Genomic DNA, 20,008 nt, shown 5'->3' with positions numbered 1-20,008 from the left:
AATCAAGACTTATCTTGGTTTTACTAACATATGATTTAAAGGCTAACGATTCCAAAGATAATTTTTAACTCATTTCGATTCTTTTTCGTCTTTTGAAAACCTTGTTTTGTATCAATAATATAAACTGTCTTCATTATCCAGATCCGTATATATACAGAGTTGAATTGTATAGGTCCTACTATGCCTTTCTCCTCATACTCAGTACCATCACTTAATTCAGTTTCTGTCCTAATAAGCCACTTGTTTCCTATTCCGAATTCTATATACTTCAAAAGAAACTCTCCTAACCTATTGTTTAATAAACACACCTAATGTAATTGCAATATCGATAAAACAATTAACCCTACTTAAATTGATCCTATTATTGTATGACGGAATGTTTCTCTATCATTTTTTATCGCTTTTACTAAATCAACACAAACAATAAAAAATAGAATAGGTGGAATTAAATGAAAAAAATGCTTATAATTTTTCATCTATAACCACATTTCTCCTCCATTTAATGTTTAGAGTAATTAAATTTAGTATCTTGTTACCCAACTATTATTGTGTTTCATTAAAATTTCCAGGTGTCCTTTTTTATAATTGACAATATTATTTTCTCTATTACATATATGTCATAACAGGAGCAGGCTTTATAATGGATGCATTTACACCATTTAGGATTATTTTTTACTTGTTTTTTCTCATAATCGGCATAACTATTTTATATTGGGTGATTAAACTAGCTGTTAATAACGCCATCAATGAATCAAAAATGAATAACTAGCAAACATGATTAAATTTTTCACCTTCAAATTTTTTGGAGGTGTTTTTCATCAAACATTTTTGTTATTTCGTTTACTTCACCACTTGCAATTTTATGAAGTTTTCTTCTTTTATAAAGAGTTTTATATAGTAGTGATTACAATAGGTTTGGACGTAAAACATTTGATTCTTCCATTTATTTTTTGACTCTTCCCCTTTCCGTAATTTATTTAGTTGTAAAAAAAGCTGTTAAAAAAGTAAAGATGAATCTAATACTTATAAAATGGTCCAAAGAAACTTAGATAAAATAAGTGAAAAGTATTAACTAATCTTATCACCTTCCATGAAAATGGAGGTGTTTTTTTAGATAGGTAGATTTAATAACCACTATGTTTCTTTTGTCTAATAACTTTTGACAACTTCCAATTCTAAAAACCGTAAAGCTACATAAATATATATCTGACTTTAGATTTGAAGGGAGTAAAATAATTATGGCATTTGCATATGTAGCTAATTTTGCATCTTCCACAATCTCTGTCATAGATACTAACGTTCATTCCGTAATTGCTACAGTAATACTTAATAGTTCTCCAGCTTTCATAAGCTTTTCACCAGACAGTCAGCTAGCATATGTCTTAAGTACACCAATTTCATTTACTAATAAAACTGTTTCCGTTATTGATGTGAAAACTCATGCTACTATCTCCACACTACAAGTTGGCTTTGCCCCCAACTCATTAGCAATATCACCTGACGGAAAGTCTGTCTATATTACAAATCTAGGAGAAGATAAGGTTTCAGTTATTGATACAAAAACACAAGCTGTAATTGCTACTATAACAGTTGGTAATAATCCAGTATTTGTTGCAATCTCTTCAACATAAAAATGAGTATCCATAATTCATATTTCAAAAGTGTTAACATAAATTGCTGAATTTTAAATTAAGTATCTATAATTGATGGAATACATAGAAAGGATGAAAATATTGAATAAATTAAAACAGCCTTATAAACAAAGACCTATTCGTTTTATGGAAATACTCAACCACCATGATTGGAAATTAAAAGTTTATGGTATTTCTTATGAAAACGAATTGCCTAATCCTGATTTAATTAACCATGCTAAATCAGTCACTCTCTCAAAACTACCTGCAATTTCTGATATTGTTTATGGGGTAGGGTATATTGGAATCCATGATGGACGTGATTCGAATTTCGTATTTTTAGATTGGTGGCAAGATGAAAATGAGCTTCATCACCATGTTTTCATATCCCCTAAAGACAATCCTTCTGCGTTGGTTGAAATGACTCATACAGGAATTTCAGCATGCGTTTGGGATTTAAAGATAATTGGATTTGAGAGACAAGCTTGGTTGGATTCGGTATTAAATAACCCTAAAGGACTTCCTGATTTAAATTCCTATTTAAAGTCTCATCTGAATGGAGATTTTTGATTGATGCTGAAGTTAATCATCAATATCATTAGTTGAAAGAATTAATTCTGGAGTTTCCTTAAATTTTACGTTTTGTACTTGAACATTTATCAGTTGCATCATTGAAACAATTTCGCATTTATTATTAATAACAATTTCAATAAAAGGACTGATTTGGTTTTGGAGATCCTTGATTAGATTAAATCGTTTGGCTTTTTTTAGTTTTGCTCAAGTATAACTCAGCCATGGGGATCGATGAAGCTACTGCCTTGCACTGGACAGACTTGCACATTGTGAGAACGATTAATATTCCGGTTTGTCTCATCTAGTTAATGAACTTGACGTTCTATAAACCTTCCAATATATTTACCCATTAACTAGAATCGTTTACGGAAATTGGTTATTGCTCCTTTTCCATATTAGAACATCGGATTTTACAAAAGGGAAGAGGTAATTTCATTCCATATAATTGTATATTTAATAGGTGCTTTGATACTCGAAATTATTATGTATTACTTCGGACTTTTTTTCAATTTTGTTATATATACTACATAAATCAATGGGGACATGCATACGAATAGTTGCCGAAATTATCGCTCATTCATATTTACAACAATTTTAAGATATGGACTCCCAACCCCAATTTTAATTTGTAAGTATTTAATTATTTGTTAATATTTAGTTATGAATAAAAATTATACACTTTTATCTTATGCTTCCTTATGTAACCTAGACATACTCTAATTTGTCTAGGTTTTCCTTTACATTTCTACTTCTTTTATGCGAGTAACGCAGCACGTTGAAATAGCAACGAAAAGTGTTATACCATCTCTGACATCTTCTACTATTACAATTCCTTCACCTACTTCTTTAACAGTTACTGGCGCATTTTCGAATAAGAACGTTGGTACTAGCGCACTAATAATTACTTTCTTATCTATTAAGCATTTTAAACGATCTGTCGCTGGATCTTCAATACATTTACAAACACCACCACTCCTTTCTGATGGAATTAATTCTATGTCAGGATAAATGGCATTTACAGTAACAGCTTTTACCTGACTGATCGGAAAGAAACCTTCCGAGGTATCTACTCCAAATTTATTAACCTTTTCTATCAGAATTGGTTGGAAACCTGAAATGGGATCAAAATTAAACACTTCATTTTGTGTTGCTAGTACTGCAAAATTCCCCTCAAGTTGCTCTAGCACTCTCTTCATTGGAGTGGCACAACAATCACAAAAATTCTCATTTGTTTTTCTGCAAACTAAAGTTCCTATTGAATCTCACCTCCTCCTTTTATAATCATCATATGAATATAGAGGTTGAAAGGTGTGGACAATCATTCTACCTAAAGTCTGCAGCCATAATGTCCGTAAAGAATTGTCAATTCTCAACGTACCAACCTTTTTGTTTATGTCTACAAATCAGTTGCAGGATCTCCCTTTTTTCTACTTTCCTCCTTCTAATAGACAAAAAACTTTTCGTATTTATTAATTTAACAAAATAAAAATGGTAGTTTTATCGACTCATACCCTAACTCCTTTTTAATATGGTTACACACCTAATGATAATCGTCCAAGCATTACACATAAATGTACATATGTTATTGAATGATTAATAAAAAAGGAGTGGTTATTGATGGAAAGTAATAATATTAATCTTACGAATTTTAATGAACAAGACTTACCAAAAGAGGATCAAAAGTTTTCATTTGCTATCGATAAGAATGGAGAAGCTATAAATCCCATGGTTGTTGAACAACAAGATGAATGTAATAATGTAATTTCATTTTGTTGTACGAGTGTAGTCCCAGATGGATTCCTTCTACCAACAATAGATCAACTGTGTATCTCTTTCGACTTTAGTGATTTGGATTGTTGTTTAGAAACATTCCAATCAACAGGGGTAGTAAACAACCCGTGCAATGGTACGTTAGAATGTCCTATTGACATAGAAGCAGTTCGTCTAGTTGGCTGTGCAAGAATGCATGCAAACTTTGGTGAATTAAAACCCAAAAAGGGTATCACACTTAATATTTCAAATACACCATGTACAATTTGTTGTGATACTACAACATGTGTTGACCAAATCATTGATTTTACATGTGGTCAAAAACCACCTTGTCGTGATTGTTTTGATATCACAGGATTTATCCCAAGTATTGATCTTACAACTGATCCATGTGGACGACAAATTGTTATATTGAAAGTTGATTTAGTTGTAGATTTTACGGGTTGCTCCCCTGGAGAATGATTTTTCAACATTAATTCACCTGGAATTGAAAATGTGCTTTTTAATCAAACCTCAGTTGTTAATAAAACACTATCGACTGAGGTTTTTGAGGAGCATTTGGAAAATGTCCTCGATTTTTTTGTCTGGTTTGTGGGCCTTTATAGAACAATCTTTTTAGACAAATGTCCCAAACAAAAAAAACGCTAGAGCTCACAGCCTCATTGTGAACTTGCGTACGGAACACTCCCACTAGCAGAGAAACATATCAGATTAGACTAAAAAACTTTTAAATTTATATCCTTGAAATAATATGAAACTTTTTCTAAAATTTTTGATTCTTTTTTCCTCTAAACCCCTCTATATCATCGTTCTCTTCAAGTTCTCCTTCTAAAACGATTAAACTAAAACATCGCTCCATTCTATATGGCACACCTATTAAAAACAGAATAACTTTGATTAGCTAGGACCATGATCTCTGTATGGTATTCTTCCCCAGCTTGATGATACTACACCAACTTTTCTTCACAAGATGTCTACTTTTAATCCAATTGATATTTTATGGAATAAAACTTTAATTAATTTTACTAACCAATTGAATAGCAAGTTCTGTAGATTCGATTAGTGATTTGTTTCCTTTGTATTTCCTTATTTCTAATGCTTTTATAAAACAATCTTCTGCCTCATTTAGAAGGTTTAACTCTAAATAACATTTTCCTTTATGTTGTAATGCAAAGTCGATGTAGAAGTCCTTTTCAGCACCTTTACATTTGTACAGTGCTGTATCAAACATTTCCAAAGCTTGTTTATGCTGATTATTGTATTTTAATGCTTCCCCAATTCGTATAAGAGCAACTATTTCTTTAGATAAATTCTGCTCTTTGGATGCAAATTCTAAACACCAATTTAAATAAGGCATGGCTCTCTTTGGTTCTCCGTAAATCCTCAGAAAGTTTCCCATTACTCCGTTCAGATAATATTTATCTTCAACGCTAATTTTTGGATCTTGTACGGCATCTTCTATTTCATTAATCACTTCTCTAACCTTAATAGGAGAAGAAGTTTTCTCTCGTAAAAATTGGCTCTCATCAAAATATAAAGTATTAGTTACTAAATTAATCTTTACTTTTAGATCATGAATAGAGATAATCTCCACCTCGGTTTCTTCATCATAAAAAATGTTTGCTGAACGCTACAAATTTCTATAGATCAACCTAATTAATTTGTTACTTTCTAAAAACCAGTCTTGAACCTTCTAGTGTCCCAGAGGAACTTCAGTGCTAACAGGCCTCATATTTATTAGTTTCACACCAATAATAAATTTTAAAAGTCCATCAATAATGGCAAATACGAGAAATGGCACATCTATAATTAATAAACCTAGAATTCCGTTTAAAATTGTGAAGCTACCTAGAAGAATCATCATTTTACCTTGAGAGAAGTACAAACCGAAAAAGTGAATGCCTACTGCAATAAATATACTTAACCAAAACAACCTTAAATTATCGAAGCCGATGATAAACCCACAGGCTGTACACAATAGTACATTTAACAGAGTGAATAAATTATCCATCTTATTCTGAAACTTTGTATTTTCACCATATGCCAATTTTCTATTAACAAATGGTAAACCAAGAATAGCTATAAAGCCAACTAAGTAACCTAATCCTAAAATGAAAGGTTGTATTAATAAATCTCCCCCAACAAGAGCTGAAAAAATAATTATGATGCCGACGTAGATTAACCACACTCCACCAGTTCTTTGTGTAGGGTACTTCGAAATCTCATCTTTATTTTTTCCCACAATACCCCTCCTGAAATATTCTGAATTTTGATAAAAAACATACTTCATAGTAAAATAGTCATTTGTAACTATCTTGAAACCATTCCCTCTCCTATTGAAAATTTAATACCCTGCTCTTACTTATTTACTATGTTCATTCATTGACCAACAGTTATCAGATTGATCACTAAACTTGTACTAGCTTTAAATGTCATCCTAAAAACAAACAGATGCTATAGACGTAAGTTGTAAGTATTTTTTAAGAATTTAATCTCCTCAAATTATATTTTCTACTAAATATTGGATTATCCTCTAAATAAACACATAAGACTACATGTCATTCCAATGTATTGAAACAAATATCAAGAGCTTGTATTTTATTTGTATTTTCAGGTGAATTAGAATTATAAATCGATACAAATTTTGCCTCGATATTTAAAACGTTAATACCGACATATATTCAGGGATATCAAGAATGGTTAAATAACGGTCCTTTAGGTAAAGGAAACACCAAATACAATTACTCGTAAAAATGTCATTATAAAGGGATATTTTTAATGGCTCTATAATAGTAAATATATAGCAACACCATTAGATGAACATTTCAAAAGTAGTAGTATACACGGTCAAGATCGTCATGATAGTGTATTAACAGATCTTGAGGTTAAACAAATACTGGATTACCATAAAAACAATCACAACTCTTTTTAGCATTACATATTGTCTCAATCTTGGTATATGCTTAAAGATTAATAAACTAAGTGGCTTTACTAATCTTTTTTCTCCCTCGTCTTTCCATAAGTCCACTTAATCCTTCATTTTAATAATAATTAACTCTGTGTTGTACGTTTTTACATATCAACTTTGTATCTTCTCTAGTTGCTTAACTTCAGCTAAATAACTTTCGTGAGCATATAACATTAATTCACCTCTAAATGACTAAGTAATATTCATAAAATATCCAATATTTCAACTAATAAAGTATAAAAACAGCATTATAATTGAAGAAAGGAGGCATTATTATGGAAAACCTAAAAGAATTACTTGATTGTTTAGTTACACCACCTCACCTTGAATCCAACGATCATGCACATAAAATAGAATTTACTTTAATTGACTCGGCCGACCTATATACTTCTGGATTTCTTCAAAAATATACTAGATTTAAAAATCATAGTGAATTCTTTGAGAGTTACTCTTCTATATTTCCAGACACCTTTACTCCGTTATCAGAACAAAATAAATTTATGCAGACAAACACATCTTTTGAAACTTGGGATGAGATGTACGAATTGGCACTAGAACAATGGGAACATAGGAATTCATAGATAGCTATTTGTTCGTTATTTAAAATCATGATTTCATCTACAATGAGATTTTTCACTCTAACATGTAGTTTATAATAATGATAATGGTGTGATATCTATAAGCATTCTCACTATTAAAGCTCCCTATCAAAAATAGCGCATTTCTATTAGAAATGCGCCTGTTAGTTTAAAAAACACATTTATTAACTTTTTTTCTTCCAATGTAAAGTAAGTGAGAGAATAATTCAAGGATATAAGAGTCGTTTGCCTTTTCAATAAGCAACTTTATTATTTTGTCAAAACTCTAGTTCCCCTTTGTCTCTCCAGTAATTCCTATTATCGCTATTTAAAATAACACCTACATAGGTGTTTTCTTATAGATTTTATTTTTTTATAAATTTGTAATAAAAGAATTTCCTGTTAGTATCTGATTAAAGGAGAGGTTGTAAAATATGAGTGCTTATATCACTTTTCTAGCTGTAATAGTTATCATTACTTTTCTTTCAGTTTTGCTATATAGAGTAAGCAAGAATAAATCAAAAAAATTTATGAAGTATATACCATCTATTGTTTCTTCATTAAGTATTGTTTTGGTTTATTTAAAAATGTCATATGTTTCACAAGGATATGATCCAATTATTGATATGGTTGTGATTATTTTTCTGTCAATTGTATTTGGATTTTCCTTATTGGGTGCAGTTTTAATAGATATAATAAATAGAAGAAAAGAAATTTCAAAATAACATATTAAAATTAACCTCTATATAGGTCCTTATATGTATTTTTATGCATATCTACTGTTATACGACTTGATTTGTGACACGCTGAAATTAGCTTCTGTTTCCATACAAATGCTAAACCCTTGACTAATTCGAGCCAATTGCCTAAATAATGAGTTTCTTCCTCTTTGAGCTACGTAATTTAACGCACTTGCATGAACAATATGTCTTCTGATATCTCCACTTATTCATTCTATTTTATTTATTTTCGGACATAGGATATTATAATCAAAGTAAGTACTATCAACGTAGGAAAATATCTGGTATATAAAAACTCATATTTGGTGGCTCCAATCTTCCTCATAAATCTCCTTCTTTCACTCTTGTGTATCCGCCCTCCATCTAGTAAAACGTTAGATGACAGTAAAGGCAATCCTTCAGAAGCCATTAGTGCTTCGTCTAGACTATCCTTTACATTTTCAGGAGCTTAAATTTCGTTCGGAATTTTCATGGATAACGAGTAAACCAAACCTGATATACTGCCTATTCCGGTAGCTCCTCCAAGTTCATAGGGACTCCTCTTCAATCGAAGCTGCCATCCCGGATGGGACGCCAACAGCCAAGAGTACCCTCCTATTTTTGGATCTTATTGCAAAATACTTGTATTAGCCTTAATGGGTTCTAGTAATGAATCCTATCCATTGTAATATTGGAATAATATTTTATTGCTAATCTTATAATGATCTACTTTGATATTAAAATAAAAGATTTATTTTTCTTGCTGTTTTTCATAGTAGTCTTGAACACTATAAGATACAAAGCCACAATCTGTATACAATTTCAAAGCATTTTGATTCGATGTTTCTACATCTAAAAAAATCCTATACCCTTTTTCTTGCTCCCTTAACACCGCATTTATTAATGCTTTTCTACCAATGCCTTTTCCTTGATGTGCTGGCAATATTGCAAATCCATATATCCAAGATTCTTCGTTGCTGCGATCTATTGTGATTTTTCCAACCGTTTGTCCAACATAATCAATCATATAAAAAGATCTCGTTTCTTCTTCTTTAATCCTTTTATTAAAATCTATCGCATCTTCTCGTTCAAAATTAAAGCATTGCACATCTAATTCAACTTCGAGTTGTTGGTCTTCTTTTCTTGCTTTTCGAATCACTACATCTGGTGAAAATGATAATGAAGTTTCTTTAAGTTTCATTTGATACTCTGAAAAGCGATAAGTATATAGATTCTTGTTCAAAAAATGTTTTGCAGAAACGGACTCAGCAGGAGCATTGAGTAAAACACTGGAGAATCCCCCCTTATTACATTCTGTTAAAGCTTCTTGTAACAGGATGGAGAAAATCCCCTTTCTTCTATATTTGGGGTGAACCATTCCACAGATCTCTATCTTAGTACCAAACCAGTACACTCCTAAAAAACCGACTAGTTTTCCGTTCTCCTCATGAAAGAAATCTCTTTTCTCTTTCGAGTTTCGTGTTCTTAATACATCCCAATTTAATTTCAATAATATTTGTTCTTCTGTTTCGCATATTTCTTGTAGTTCTTTAATTTGATTTAACACATGATCACTAAGCACTGTGAGTCTCTCCTTTCACTTCTCTGCTAATTTTATAATAATTTCAACAAATATACACTTACTCCTGTTAACAACATTTACTTCAATTAAAGCAAGTTGAAAACTTCACTACCAGGGGCAAGTAAATAAGCTAATTTTCTGACTGGTGCAATGACAATAGCACTAGAATTCACAGCAACGTTTGACAGTTGCAATTATAGAATAAGCGTTCCAATCTATGACAGTAATCGTTCCTACTCCAAGTCCGTTCACAACGTGAGCCAGTACCATAGACCGACCTCCTTTTATCCGTTAAAAAACACTTTAAGCACCTAGATATCCATAAATGTTTTCACGGTAAAAGTCTTGTTTTACCTTAGATCTATAAACACATTTCCACAATCCTCCATCCACTAGAGATACTTCCCTACTACTTCCTTCACCTACACACATTCATTTTTCTATAATACAAAATGAATATTAATAAGGTGACAAGTATTTTTATCCACATGTTATTAACAATATCCACAATAAAAAACACCCAAAGTAGGATGCTTACATTTTGTATACTCACTTTTATATCATGTATTAACATACTTGTTTAATTGTGATTACCGAAAATAAGAGATAATTCTCCCATATTTAAGGTATGAATGCTATTGCTAATGGATTTACACCGACAGGTACAGTAGCAATTAAAGAATGGGTATTCACGGCAATAACTGACACAGTCCCATCAACATTTCCAACGTAAGCGAGTTTCCCATCTGGTGTAAAAGCTACAAACAACTGTCCATCCACTAATTGAACGGTCGCTATAATTGAATGAGTTTTAGTATCAATGACAGTTACGGTACTACCGTCTAAAGTGACTACATACACTATTTTTCCATCTGGAGTGAAGGCCATGCTAATTGGTCGATCTCCTTGAACACCTACCAAAATTGTTGCAATCACGGCATGTGTTTTTGTTTCAATTACTGAGACAGAACCTTGTCCAGTCTGATTCAAGACATAAACTAATTTTCCATCTGGAGAAATTGTAATAAAAAATGGATCAATGCTTAACATCACTGTAGCTATAACGATGTGTGTTTTTGTATCAACTATTGACAAATTTCTGTCGTTGAAGCTGGAGGCATAAGCAAGTTTCCCTTCCGGAGTAAAAACGACATCACGTGGATTACTACTGACATTTATCGTAGCAATAATAGAATGTGTCTTTGTATCTATAACTGACACAACACTAGATACAGTATTCGCAACATAAGCGAATTTCCCATCAGGAGTCATGGAGATAACATTCGGGAAACTATTGTTCCCTAAGTTTATGGTGGCCATAACTGAATGTGTCTTTGTATCTATCACCGACAGACTATTTGAACGATTGTTTGAGACATAAGCAATTTTTCCATCTGGGGTAATTGCGACCTCCATTGGTTGAATACCTACAGGTACTGTAGCAATCACAACATGAGTTTTCGTATCAATAACTGAAACAGTGGAGGCTGTTTGTTCACTCCCAAAATTAACTACATAAGCCACCTTCCCATCAGGAGTACTTGCAATAGCTCTTGGTCTAACCCCAACAGCCACAGTTGCAATTAATTTATGCGTACTTGAATTTATGACGGATACTGTATTTTCTCCCTCGTTAGTCACATAAGCCAGAACCATTATTGTGCAGACCCTCCTTATATTCGTTTGATAAAGTGTATGCGACAGAGTATCTTTAAATGATTTCATGATAAAAGTCATGTATTATCTTAAATCTATAATCATGTTGGATGATATTTACTCTATTACTCTTGCTACCCTCCCCCCCACTCCAGAGTATGTACAATTCCTCATTACCTTAATTACGCTGTCCAAAGATTCAAACGTTGTTGAATGGGGATACCTCAAAATCGTTCAAATGTATTCGAATCTGTTGGAATGTACTTTAGACATCGTCCTTATATAACACTCTACTTTGCAGTCCTTTTCAACAAATATATACCATTACCCCAAAATTACTAAGTCATTAGATTCAGCATTATACTTTTAGGATAATACTCCATATATACGTACAAATTCTGGATACTATCATCTTCTGTAAACTCCTCTATCAGGATTATATAACAAATATCAAACATAATATCACTTCTATACATTACTTCCATTGACATTGTCAGTATTTCTTTCATATTTCATGGACTAATGTCAGTTACAAAAATACATACACAAACATCTACTAATAAGATAGGATGAAATAGTTCATCCCCTACTATTACTGAAAGGAATGAAAGAAAATGTCTGGTTGTAATTGCAAAGGAAAAGACAACGAAATATTTTGCAATTGTCAATTTGGGACGGTCACATTAAAAGATTTTTCTGGTACTATATCTATAGAGCTAACAACAGATACAATAAAGGTTACAGAAAAGGACTGGGTTGCAAAAATTGATACGATGGTCGACTTGGAGGTGGTTGATAGTACGAGTCCGAGTGATGATCTAAATATTAGATATGTAGTTGAACGAGTTACAGGTGGGATGACAACAACATTATGTGAGTATGTTGTGGTTGATGAAAGGGATCCAGTGTACATATTAACCCCAAATAATACAGTCTGTGACCACCCACCACTAGGATGTCATATGTATCGTCTATCCGTTTTGGATAATGGAACAGGGAGTTTAGTAGTAAATTCTAATTGCCGATGCATAAACGTCATTACCTTTCCGAAAGGCGATTAAAATAAATAAATTTCTGTTGAAATCAATGCAATAATCCAAAAATCCCTACTCATTGAGTAAGGGATTTTGTTATGTCAAGAATGTCAATTCAAAGGTGCAGTATATTATGTTTTTTCTCACTAAATGATGATCAAAATTAAAAATAGTACCAGAATATCCATTATGTTTATTAGACAAATGAACTTAAACTGTAATCGTTCAAATACAACAATAAAATACTTCTTTTATTGTGTTTACAGGAAAGGTAGCAATTATGACTGGCTTTTATCACAGTATAAACTTAATTACCTCCGGTAAAGTGACAGGAACTGTTGCGATTACTGAATGTGTCTTTACGTCAATCACAGATACACTATCAGCTGTTCTGTTCGCAACATATGCTAATTTTCCATCAGGAGTAAAAGCGATATTATCAATCGGTTCTTGGATGCTTCCCCCGTTCTCAACTTGAATAGTCGCTATTATAGACTGAGTTTTTACATCAATGACAGGTACTGTATTACCTGACTCAATAGTTAAATATACTACTGTTCCATCAGGCGAAATGGCTAAGCTATTTGCTCTAGTTATAGGAAATTCAGCAATAATTGAATGGGTTTTTACATCTATTACTGAAACAGGCGTGTCACCAAAAGCCCCAGCGATAACATATGCAAGTTTCCCATCTGGGGTAATGGCTATGTTAGTTGGGTTTCCTGCTATTGTGATAGAAGCAATAACTGAGTGTACCTTAGTATCTATGACGGACACCCTACCTGAGCCAGTGTCTACTGTGTAGGCTAATTTTCCATCTGGGGTAAATGCAAGTTTACTAGATGGAGAGTCTACTCGTATAGTAGCAATCACAAAGTGTGTCTTCGTATCTATTGCTGAAACGATATTCAGGCTGTTATTAACAACATAGGCCAGTTTTCCATTTGGGGTAAATGCTACATTAAAGGGGGCTCCAGCCGTATTTATAGTAGTAATAACAGTATGAGTTTTTGTATCTATAACTGAAATACTTCCTGAGTTTAGGTTAGTAACATATGCAAGCTTCCCATCTGGGGTAAATGCAATATTATTTGGGTTATTCCCCACTGTCACATTGGCAATAACAGAATGGGTTTTTGTGTCAATTACAGATACACTTCCTCCAGCTGCCATAGGGATAGTAATATAGACCATTTTACCATCTGGTGAAGTTGCTATATTATTTGGGGCATCTACAAATGGGATATCCACTTTTGCAATGACTGAATGCGTCTTCGTATCAATAACTGTAAGCATATTATTACCTGGCGATCTAGTCAAAACATAAGCCAGTACCATCTTCCAACCTCCATTTATTTGTTTGATTAAGTGTATGCAACAGAGTACCCCTAAATGATTTCATGATAAAAGTCATTTTATATCTTAAATCTATAAACATATTTCCTTAAGGTTATATTTATCCTATTACCCTTTCAATCCTCCACCAATCACCAGAGTATGTACATTCCTCATTACCTTAATTAACCTGTCGAGAGACTCAAACGTTGTTAAATGAGGGACACCTCTATATCCCAGATGTATTCCAGCCTGTTAGAAACCAGGCATGTACCTAACCTAAACACTGTTGTATTGTCACGGACATTGAATCAAAAGGAAAAGAAATAATATGGATGCGATTAATTGGGTGGAATTAATTCAAGGTGCTCTGTATTTGATCGTTGAGTTACTAGTTCCATTTATATTGACATACATAAAAAATAAAACCACATAGAGAAGTTTAATAGTGTGTTGGAATATGTTGAGATTGAGGTTAAATTTGCTGAGTATTATGATAAATGCTCATGTGAAACAAAGTATAAGCATGCTACTAATTGGTTATCTCAAAGAGCAAGTCAAATAGGTATTAAATGAAGTGCAGAAGAAGTTAGAGGTAAGGCTACACTTAAAAATATTTAGATGGAATATGAGGATGCCTGGAAAAAAGAATGTGTAGCTGAGGAATAATTAAAGGATCAATACACGGTTTTTGTATTTCTATATATATAAAGTATGATCCACTAACAAATAACATAATATTTCCATATATAAGTATATGGAATCATTGTAGAAAGGGTGTGAAAAAAATACTGAGCCTAATTAGATTATTTGGATTCATTTGGGAAAATTAATGATTAATTTAGTGTTGGTACAGATTTTATGAGATTCAACGCCTATTTTTACTATATAAACACAATAACGACCAAAGGCAGTTACAGTCTCTTTAACTTCCTTTAATATTGCAGGCACCCAGACTCGGGTGCTTGTACATGTTCGTTTAGAACTCACTCAGGCATTCATATATGTAATAAATATAGCTAAATGGGGTCTCCGGACATTTCAGAAATTTTGTAAGTTAAGCAGATTTCAATATAAAAACAGTAGAGTTTCTGTATTCTAAGAAACCTTACTGTTCAATTTATATAGGAGTAACCTACCCCTTTTTCTCTGGCATTTGTCAGCCACCCTCTATACAAGTGGCAGTCGAACTTCCGACAACAGAATTCAGTTCTTTAAGCAGTGAATGTAAGAGTCCATTCTTTACTAAGATATCTAATGGTTGTGCTGTTATTGGTACATTATACTTGTCGAAAACAACTTCTGTTTCTTTCCAAATATCAACAATTCCTTGTGGAGACATATTAGATTGTATAACCATCTCACTTCTCCTTCTATTGGTGTGATGAAGCAATATCGAAACAAAAGCGCTATAAACGTTCCTTTTCGGTGCTTTGTACACTTAATTAAATTATATACTAATTAAGACAAACAAAAAGCAACTAAACTCGTTCCTGATATTAAAATTCTTACCTCCTTTGAGAATTACCTAACCTACAAATTTTCAAAATGTTGTCTGTCCATTTTTAAAAAGCAACAAAAAAGACTGAATTTCTTCAGCAATAGTAATCACCATAATCATTGTGTTCCATAAAGTTAACTTATTTCTGTACCACTTCTATTCGTATTTTCTCCAAGTAAGAAAAAAGATAAAATGTAAATAGGTATAGCTATTATGCTAGTAACCAAAATCATAAAGGTATTTAGCGTGATATTAAATACTAATTCTGAAAACGTGTGAAAGCCAAATTTAAAACCTTGACTTATAATCAAAATACCAACAGCCATTATAAGCCATAATACTAAACTCATTATACCCCATCGAAAAATAACTTCTTCAACAAACCCTCCATAAAAAAATAATACCGTATTTTACAACAATATAAAATTCTATATTCGTAGGCAAAACATTAAACTTTTGTGACTGTGTATACTCCAATCCCGCTATATTACGACTAAAATCAAATGAGAAATTAAAATAATTCGATAGTGACTTGGAATTTGCTTTTAATATGTGGTTTCGTCCATTGACTCAAACAAACTAAAAAAACCTCTCTCCATTGTATGGAGATGAGGTTTGTCATTTTTCACATTGATAGCAGGTTAATTAAGGGTGCTAGGTGTAGAAAATAGTACCTGAATTTGCTACGACTTTTGCCTTTCCTTGTATCCTAAAATCCGCAGTGTGGTGAAATGCTAGTGTTTCTCCTAGTGGTATTTCAATAGACTCTTGAGCTGAAGTAACAATTACACAATTTTCATCTAAAGCTGTAATATATGTAAGTATCAATTTGAAACCTCCCAATTTTTCATTTTACAATTCTAAATTATGGAATATGCGAGTGAAATAGAACATTAATATGAATTCTATGACCTTATTCTTCTTTTTTTTATAACATTTTGTGATTGATCAAAGTTTCTGAGATGCTCTTAGACGAAATTACCTTTTCATAAAAAAGCCCCTGCTCCGAAGAGTAGAGACTATATGAGGTGATTCTCATTGAATACTAAGTTATGTATTCAATGAACTTTTGGTGTGGAAAGTAAAATTGATTCGTTGAGTCTATTATGATGTGTTGTTAATATGTGTTAACTAATTACTTTAAATGTACTCATTCCTAGTATCGTTTTTTACTCGATATTTTTTAAACTAATATATCATCAGTTACATCATCTTGAGTTGGAATTTGTTATAAAGTGCATTTACTTTTTGTGCTCAAGGTTCTACCTATTTTAATGACCCAGTAATTACAACTCCTAAAGTGAAAGCTATAATCCAAAAAAGCCAACCTTTTAGCACTGGCTTTTTGACATTGTTACTCACTAAATCACCTCATTTAGTAATTCTACCTCACTTAGATTTCAACTTTCTTCTATTAAGAGTTAAATGCATTCTTGTTATATCCTGTTGGATTTTAGAAAACGATATTCTGCTTCTCTAATTTTGTCGATAAATTTTTAGCCCTATTATTAAAAGATCTATATAAATATATCTAAATATTTCCTTGATTGTTACTTACCTTAGAGAGAAAAGTAAAACGCTACAAAACAGTAACGTTTTACTGCCAAACGTTACACTATATATGAACGTAAAGGGCGAAAATGGGTTGTTACTATAATACCAAAATATTAAAATTTGTGATTTTGGCTTAAGAGGCGATTTAGAGGGATTTGCCGGGGTTTTTGTTTGAAATGTTATGTGTTTCTTACTATTAAATAAACATATTGATATTTTTACTGATTATAATAACCCAATAAATAACCATTCATATCAACTTGGAAATACACGAAACTATCGTATAAAGTATACTGACCCGTTTGCTAAAAAACAAAATAAAACTTCAAAAGGTAGGGTCTAGACAAAACAAGAACCTCATAATCTGCACTTGAAGTAGAGAAAAAAAATACTCTGTCGACTTTTTCGTCCTATTTTCTAGTATGTTTCACAATAAAAGGCGAAACCTCTTAAAAATAAGGTCGCACCTTTATCTATTTTATGTTATTTATTATTATTCCAATTTCACACTATCAATCCTATTGATCTGTAGGTTCAGTTCCAAAGATTTCAACCCACCATTGTTCACCTTCTACTAACCAATTTGGGTCATAAGGTAGATCTCTTGATTCCTCCCTTAGTTTTAAGGAAGCATTATAATCTAAAACTTCAGCTTTAATTTCATCCATTGTTTTATCTTCTACTTCTAGGCCATAGTACTTTGCCTTTGACAAATAGTTTACAGGTGTTGCAAGCTTCTTTAAATCACTCTCATCGTACAATTGCCCAAATGTTTTCCCTTCAGTATCAATATTCTTACTTTCAATTTCATTATAAAGCATCGTCCATGGATCCATACGAATAATTGAAGCTTCTTTTCTCTTAAGCTCCTGTACGCCTTCAGCAGATACATCAGTATGCTCATTTTCAAATAATTGTTCTAAAATCTCTTCCGTTGAGTATATATCAAAAACTTCATTATCTACTATTAGGGTTTCTCCAACGGAGCTTGTTACTTCGGTCGTCCCATTTTCATTATAATGAATACTAAAACCACCGAAGAATTCACCAAACTTAAAATCTTTATATTGAATATTATCGAAATCTGTTAATGTTTTTGCTTTTGTTACCGAATCTTGTGAAAGTACTTCAACTAGCTTAGAATTTGATTTTTCATAAGCTGCGAATACATCAGAGTTAATTGCTGTGAGCCCTCCTCCGAGTAATAACGCTGATAATGACGCAGTTGCGATAAATTTCTTTGTGTTTTTCATTTAAAAACATCCTTTCTTTGATTGATATTGCAACTAAATGTTTGGTACAACTTAAATATACTTATCTAAGATGACTTTACAGTGACTATAAAATAACAATTTAGTCACTTAAGCCTATATTTTTAAAATTAGTATTTTTTTCCTACTGGTACTAGAAATGCCCTCATACAAAATGACCATTCCTTTTTAGTACTAAAATACAAAATAAAAAAGTCCTCACTCCGAAGAGTAAAGGCATACAAGGGGATTATAGAATAAAATGCTAGTTTTATCGTTAAAATAACTACAAAACAAGTATTTTATAAGTCCTTTTTTTTCAGTCAACTATAGAATTACTATAATTTATCAACTAGCTCACCATCAGCATTATACAACTCTGCCGTATCTCCATCATTGTTCCAAATATTTACTCCAGCATGGGTTGACAAAATGGGAATAGCCTGGACTGCTGGCGGAACAAAAGTTGCTGGTTCTGACTATTCAAACCACTATCTACAACTTAGCACTGGTGGTAGACGAACTGACCTTATTGATATTGAAGAGTCTACCTCATATGGTACAGTTATAAATGTAGAAATGGCTAATGCACATGACGGCAACCAATGGGGTACCAGACGGTAAAAGTATACTACGACGAAGAGGATAGAGGTAAAGAGGAATTCTTAGCTGGTAAGTATGTTCATAATTGGCAAATAATCGCTAACGACATATCGATTGGGCCAGCAACCATAGACATTTTTGATGGATTTACGAATGGGATCTTGAGGCTAACTTCAAACTTGGACAATAAATGAAATGAAACGTGACAACAAGCAAGGAATATTTAAAAGTTGCTTATTGTCATATTTTACTTTTGAGAAAGAGGGCTCGTGATGAAAATAAGGTTGATTTTTCTATTATTGTTATCATTCATTATCTTGTATCAGTTTACTAATTATAATAAAGACACTAAAAAAACAGAACAAATTTATCAGATATTATACGACTTTAAAGAGCCTGTTCAATTCCCATTTAACATTGATGAGAAAACAACTGAAATAGATATTAAAAAAATAGATTATTTACACCAATTTTCTTTTGAGTACTATAATTCAGAAACTACTCAACAAATCAATTACATTTTAACTAGAATATTAAATAAATCGAATAATAATAATTATCCGCCAAGGGAATCAAAAGAATTTATGCTAGAAAATGGTACTATGGCCTATTATGAAGAAAGAGAGACATCTCAGTTACTTAGATGGATTACACATGATGATTTCGAGGCAAAACTAGTGTATTTTACAAATAAAAATAGCACTGCATTAGGTGATTATAAACTTGACGTCAAAGAACTATTAAAAATAGCCAATCAGGTACAGTAAAATAAATACTATATTATATATACCTATCAGTATATTCCTTAGCCGTATGTTTGGAAATAAATAATTCAACAAGAACATTTTACTCAAACAGCAACAAATTAACTCACCTTTTATTGTATATTATGTAAAACTCTCACATTTTTTTATTTGTACTCTTATTCTATAATATGCTCTTGTTAGTAATAGGATTAAGAAGGCAGTGAGAGAATGAATATTGGAAGGCTTATATTTTTTCATCGTAAACGTAGAAGCATGATATTTGAGTAAAATCGAAAGTAACTCGAAAGAAATATTAAGTACAGATAATATGACGGCTGCTCTGTATCCTTACGATTTGTATGAAGAACCAACGTTTCATCGACATGATTGTGAGTAAATATTCTATGTGTTAGAGGGCGAAGGTACATTCATTTTTAAAGATGATGAAGGACATGAAGAAAAATTCGATGTTAAAGTAGGCTCACACTTCGTTGTTCCTAAGAATGTT

General features: G+C 32.2%; 20 protein-coding genes. 9 read left to right on the top strand and 11 right to left on the bottom strand.

The features are described 5' to 3' along the window. Positions 1-35: 35 nt before the first annotated feature. Entirely contained in the window at positions 36-272 is a 237-nt protein-coding gene (locus JM172_RS14700) for a DUF3977 family protein (protein ID WP_214483122.1), read from the bottom strand. 966 nt (positions 273-1,238) lie between these two features. On the opposite strand from JM172_RS14700, the gene JM172_RS14695 reads away from it, so the two are divergent. Together JM172_RS14695 and JM172_RS14690 are read left to right on the top strand one after the other, a co-directional pair. Beyond that, complete coding sequence (locus JM172_RS14695) at positions 1,239-1,631, top strand: YncE family protein (RefSeq protein WP_214483121.1); 393 nt, start codon at positions 1,239-1,241, stop codon at positions 1,629-1,631. 102 nt (positions 1,632-1,733) lie between these two features. Beyond that, entirely contained in the window at positions 1,734-2,201 is a 468-nt protein-coding gene (locus tag JM172_RS14690; protein WP_214483120.1) for an isochorismatase, read from the top strand. A gap of 740 nt (positions 2,202-2,941) precedes the next feature. On the opposite strand, the gene JM172_RS14685 is transcribed toward JM172_RS14690, so the two are convergent. Continuing rightward, a complete protein-coding gene (locus tag JM172_RS14685) occupies positions 2,942-3,400 on the bottom strand; it encodes a hypothetical protein (RefSeq protein WP_214483119.1) in 459 nt (152 codons plus the stop codon). Positions 3,401-3,821: 421 nt separating this feature from the next. Between JM172_RS14685 and JM172_RS14680 the strand changes: the two genes are divergently transcribed. Continuing rightward, positions 3,822-4,436, top strand: a complete 615-nt coding sequence (locus JM172_RS14680) for a hypothetical protein (RefSeq protein ID WP_214483118.1) — start codon at positions 3,822-3,824, stop codon at positions 4,434-4,436. 550 nt (positions 4,437-4,986) lie between these two features. On the opposite strand, the gene JM172_RS25475 is transcribed toward JM172_RS14680, so the two are convergent. Both JM172_RS25475 and JM172_RS14670 read right to left on the bottom strand, forming a co-directional pair. After that, positions 4,987-5,568: a tetratricopeptide repeat protein gene (locus tag JM172_RS25475; RefSeq protein ID WP_214483117.1), complete on the bottom strand. Its 582-nt coding sequence runs from the start codon at positions 5,566-5,568 to the stop codon at positions 4,987-4,989. A 99-nt stretch (positions 5,569-5,667) separates the two neighbouring features. Further along, the gene (locus JM172_RS14670) at positions 5,668-6,216 is read right to left on the bottom strand and encodes a DUF6609 family protein (protein ID WP_214483116.1); all 549 of its coding nucleotides are present in this window, start codon (positions 6,214-6,216) and stop codon (positions 5,668-5,670) included. 1,001 nt (positions 6,217-7,217) lie between these two features. On the opposite strand from JM172_RS14670, the gene JM172_RS14665 reads away from it, so the two are divergent. Both JM172_RS14665 and JM172_RS14660 read left to right on the top strand, forming a co-directional pair. Next, entirely contained in the window at positions 7,218-7,523 is a 306-nt protein-coding gene (locus tag JM172_RS14665; RefSeq protein ID WP_214483115.1) for a hypothetical protein, read from the top strand. Between the two features lie 431 nt (positions 7,524-7,954). Next, positions 7,955-8,245, top strand: coding sequence for a hypothetical protein (locus tag JM172_RS14660; RefSeq protein WP_214483114.1), 291 nt, complete (start codon positions 7,955-7,957; stop codon positions 8,243-8,245). A gap of 745 nt (positions 8,246-8,990) precedes the next feature. Here the strand turns inward: JM172_RS14660 and JM172_RS14655 are convergent. Together JM172_RS14655 and JM172_RS14650 are read right to left on the bottom strand one after the other, a co-directional pair. Then, positions 8,991-9,821 (bottom strand): GNAT family N-acetyltransferase, encoded by an 831-nt coding sequence (locus tag JM172_RS14655; RefSeq protein WP_214483113.1) that lies wholly within the window; start codon positions 9,819-9,821, stop codon positions 8,991-8,993. A 621-nt stretch (positions 9,822-10,442) separates the two neighbouring features. Next, positions 10,443-11,477 (bottom strand): cytochrome D1 domain-containing protein, encoded by a 1,035-nt coding sequence (locus tag JM172_RS14650; protein WP_214483112.1) that lies wholly within the window; start codon positions 11,475-11,477, stop codon positions 10,443-10,445. Between the two features lie 614 nt (positions 11,478-12,091). On the opposite strand from JM172_RS14650, the gene JM172_RS14645 reads away from it, so the two are divergent. Then, positions 12,092-12,538, top strand: coding sequence for a hypothetical protein (locus JM172_RS14645; protein ID WP_214483111.1), 447 nt, complete (start codon positions 12,092-12,094; stop codon positions 12,536-12,538). Between the two features lie 267 nt (positions 12,539-12,805). Here the strand turns inward: JM172_RS14645 and JM172_RS14640 are convergent, their stop codons facing one another. The 5 genes from JM172_RS14640 to JM172_RS14620 all read right to left on the bottom strand — a co-directional run bounded on the left by JM172_RS14640 (position 12,806) and on the right by JM172_RS14620 (position 18,154). Further along, positions 12,806-13,849, bottom strand: coding sequence for a cytochrome D1 domain-containing protein (locus JM172_RS14640; protein ID WP_214483110.1), 1,044 nt, complete (start codon positions 13,847-13,849; stop codon positions 12,806-12,808). A gap of 1,156 nt (positions 13,850-15,005) precedes the next feature. Continuing rightward, positions 15,006-15,206: a hypothetical protein gene (locus tag JM172_RS14635; protein WP_214483109.1), complete on the bottom strand. Its 201-nt coding sequence runs from the start codon at positions 15,204-15,206 to the stop codon at positions 15,006-15,008. A 275-nt stretch (positions 15,207-15,481) separates the two neighbouring features. Beyond that, a complete protein-coding gene (locus JM172_RS14630) occupies positions 15,482-15,697 on the bottom strand; it encodes a hypothetical protein (RefSeq protein ID WP_214483108.1) in 216 nt (71 codons plus the stop codon). Positions 15,698-16,001: 304 nt separating this feature from the next. Further along, positions 16,002-16,175: a hypothetical protein gene (locus JM172_RS14625; protein ID WP_214483107.1), complete on the bottom strand. Its 174-nt coding sequence runs from the start codon at positions 16,173-16,175 to the stop codon at positions 16,002-16,004. A gap of 1,244 nt (positions 16,176-17,419) precedes the next feature. Then, entirely contained in the window at positions 17,420-18,154 is a 735-nt protein-coding gene (locus JM172_RS14620) for a hypothetical protein (RefSeq protein ID WP_214483106.1), read from the bottom strand. A 429-nt stretch (positions 18,155-18,583) separates the two neighbouring features. Here JM172_RS14620 and JM172_RS14615 point away from each other — a divergent pair, with 429 nt between their 5' ends. The 3 genes from JM172_RS14615 (at position 18,584) to JM172_RS14605 (ending at position 19,521) form a co-directional block, all read left to right on the top strand. Then, a complete protein-coding gene (locus tag JM172_RS14615) occupies positions 18,584-18,775 on the top strand; it encodes a hypothetical protein (RefSeq protein ID WP_214483105.1) in 192 nt (63 codons plus the stop codon). Next, positions 18,757-18,948, top strand: a complete 192-nt coding sequence (locus tag JM172_RS14610; protein ID WP_214483104.1) for a hypothetical protein — start codon at positions 18,757-18,759, stop codon at positions 18,946-18,948. Before JM172_RS14615 ends, JM172_RS14610 begins: the two co-directional genes overlap by 19 nt. 78 nt (positions 18,949-19,026) lie before the next feature. After that, a complete protein-coding gene (locus JM172_RS14605) occupies positions 19,027-19,521 on the top strand; it encodes a hypothetical protein (protein ID WP_214483103.1) in 495 nt (164 codons plus the stop codon). The last annotated feature ends 487 nt before the right edge of the window (positions 19,522-20,008 follow it).

Origin of the sequence: Bacillus sp. SM2101, assembly GCF_018588585.1 — a bacterium.
In the GTDB taxonomy this organism is placed as follows: Bacteria; Bacillota; Bacilli; order Bacillales; family SM2101; genus Nanhaiella; species Nanhaiella sioensis.
This window is presented reverse-complemented; position numbering and strand designations above follow the sequence as displayed.